The sequence below is a fragment of the Aeromonas aquatilis genome, from assembly GCF_054052405.1.
Map to the genome: position 1 here is coordinate 1 of NZ_JBSTYP010000128.1, position 2,456 is coordinate 2,456.

Annotated in this window: 5 protein-coding genes; all 5 read right to left on the reverse strand. The window is 56.2% G+C overall.

Going from position 1 to position 2,456, the window contains the following annotated elements; all coding sequences use genetic code 11:
• Nucleotides 1-155 precede the first annotated feature (155 nt).
• Nucleotides 156-776, reverse strand: coding sequence for a DUF3164 family protein (locus tag ACW5W8_RS23520; protein WP_429179539.1), 621 nt, complete (start codon nt 774-776; stop codon nt 156-158).
• A 10-nt stretch (nt 777-786) separates the two neighbouring features.
• Entirely contained in the window at nt 787-966 is a 180-nt protein-coding gene (locus ACW5W8_RS23525) for a hypothetical protein (RefSeq protein WP_111900137.1), read from the reverse strand.
• 11 nt (nt 967-977) lie between these two features.
• Entirely contained in the window at nt 978-1,220 is a 243-nt protein-coding gene (locus ACW5W8_RS23530) for a Kil protein family (protein WP_076495033.1), read from the reverse strand.
• Nucleotides 1,221-1,284: 64 nt separating this feature from the next.
• The gene (locus ACW5W8_RS23535) at nt 1,285-1,836 is read right to left on the reverse strand and encodes a transcriptional regulator (RefSeq protein ID WP_016350109.1); all 552 of its coding nucleotides are present in this window, start codon (nt 1,834-1,836) and stop codon (nt 1,285-1,287) included.
• Nucleotides 1,820-2,203 (reverse strand): hypothetical protein, encoded by a 384-nt coding sequence (locus ACW5W8_RS23540; RefSeq protein ID WP_279498327.1) that lies wholly within the window; start codon nt 2,201-2,203, stop codon nt 1,820-1,822. Before ACW5W8_RS23540 ends, ACW5W8_RS23535 begins: the two co-directional genes overlap by 17 nt.
• Between the last annotated feature and the right edge of the window lie 253 nt (nt 2,204-2,456).

The window sequence follows — 2,456 nt, forward strand, 5'->3', positions numbered from 1 at the left end:
TGTCAGCCCGGCGGAGTTTAACAAGAGGTATTGGAGAACTGCTCAGGCTGCTTGATCCGGGACTGTCCGATCTTGTCAGGACACCTCAATCTGCTCACAGAGCTGCAGTTGCTCCTCGGCCATATCCACGTTGATTTCCATCGCGTCTCCCTCCTTCACAACTTGGCCAGATCCAGGCTCATCTGGATGTAACGCCCCTGGGCGTCACGCTCATAGAGGCGCAGATATTGGCTGGTTCCGGTCACCTGAATGGCATCGGCGATCGCCTGCATGGCCTGCTCCCACTCGGCGTCTTCAATATTCAACTGGCGCAGAGAGAGCACCTGGTTCACGTCGATATGACCCGCCTTGGAGACCCGAAACGCGTGGTCAACCAAGGCCCGCAGCTTGGCATCAGCCCCATCGCTCCAGCGCGCGATGCACTGGTCAATCAGTACCTTGGCGGCCTGGATCCGTTCATCAAATTTGCGGTGCTCCCCCACGGCCCGAATGAGCTTGTAACGACCATCAAAACTGAGCAGAGTCACGTTGCCCTTGGTACCGCCCCATGCCACGCCGTACTGCTCGGCGGAGAGATCCACAAAGTCGGCGATCTGCTGCATGGCGCTAATCTTGAAGGCGGCCAGCTGCGAACGCTGCTCGCGGGCAGCAGCAATGACGCCCATCACCACTTCATCGCGCAGCTTGTCAGCCGGGGCGATCAGGTTTTCCGGTACCCAGTGCCCTTGGGCGTTCTGGCGCATCGGGGTTGTACTGCTGGTTTGTGCTTCTTGCATGGGCTTCTCCTTAATGGATCTTGTTGCTGCCGGGCATCTGATAGCACACGGCGGCAGCCTGCTGTTTCACTGGGCCGAGTACCTGCTCTTCCAGGTGAGTCGCACGGCAAAATTCGAGGAACTTGGGTAATTGGCGCAGCACGACCTTGGCCAGTGCTTCGTCTTCGATATCGAGCTCTATCTTGGCCATCTCCATTCTCCTTATTGGCGCCAGTGCAGCAGGCAGCCGCCAAAGCGCACCAGGGCGACCTCCCGAACCACACCAGCCAGGCATTCGCGGCTTAATACGGCGCGGGCCTTCATTGCTTGTGGCAAAGGGCCAGTGACGGCCAGCAGCGGGGTGTGGCACACCTGGCTGGTGCGGACTTCATATCCTCTGGCCGTCAACCAGTGGCTGAGCTGTTCGGCAGTCTTGTGCAAATTGCTGCGCAGATTCTTTTTCATCCCGTTCTCCTTGTGATTCATCACTGGGCCCACTGCTTATTCCGAGCCCAACCCCTGCCAACCGTTATTTGCCTTCTTGTTTGTCGAGCAGTCGGTTGTATTTGATACCCATGATTTTCAGTTCTTCCGCCAGCAACTCACTCAGGATGCGCAGCGACGAACTGGCATTCTCGCCATCGCTCTTGGCCTGACGGCGTAACCTGGAGAGGGTGGCCTCGGCGTCATAGCGAGCCGTTTTCTGCGACCCTTTGCCCTGCTCTACCGATAACCGCATCGGGCGGCGCAGTTGTTGCTCCTCCGTCAGCTGGCTATGGGGACAACCTGAGCGGCAAGCCTTCCAGAGCTTGATATCCATCGGGCTGCTACCCACGTCACTGGGGCCACGGCGTTGATGGGCAAGGCACTGGTGAGCCGGGATATCCCCCAGAATGGGACACCTCACCTTGTTGCCCATCAGGGCCCCCTCCACTAAGGTCTGTACCCTTGCCATATCGCCGGGATACTTTTCGTTGCAGACCTGGCTGATGGTGGTGCGAGAAAGCCCAAGCTTCTCTGCCACCTGGGCCAGCGAGCTGGCCGCTACTTCGGCCTGCAATACTTCAAGCCACGTGCCCATGCTCACCCTCCTCAAACTGGAATGGATAAAGCCGCTGCTGGTTCTGATCCCAACAACCGTTTTCTCTTTTCATCGGAGAAAAGCGCCCCGTATCACGGATCAATTGATAGATGTTTGTAAGCCCATATTTGTCCTGAACAGACAGCCTTGGATTAACCCTGACAGCCAATCTCACATATCCCGCCAGAACTAATTGATTGGTGTAATGCCAAGCAGTATTGCGGTTGGTATTCGCGGTAATCATCAGGTCAGTCAGAGTAAATCGGCGACTTATCTTCATGGTGTTCCAGAGCTTCTGTTGCACGGTTTTGCGCTTGCTACGACACTTGTTATACCGGCGTTTAACCGTCAGACCTTCGGCATCCAAAGGACGCACACCACTACCCAGTGGGGGCGATATCGTAGGATCCACGACTTGATAAATTCGCTGCCGCCTCTGAGCTTTGGGTGATATGAGTCGGATATATCCACCAGATAGCCAAGCGTTGATAACCCGATACATCTGTTGCTTATTGATCTCGACACCTTTGATTGAGGTGTCCTGACAAGATCGGACAGTCCCGGATCAAGCAGCCTGAGCAGTTCTCCAATACCTCTTGTTAAACTCCGCCGGGCTGACA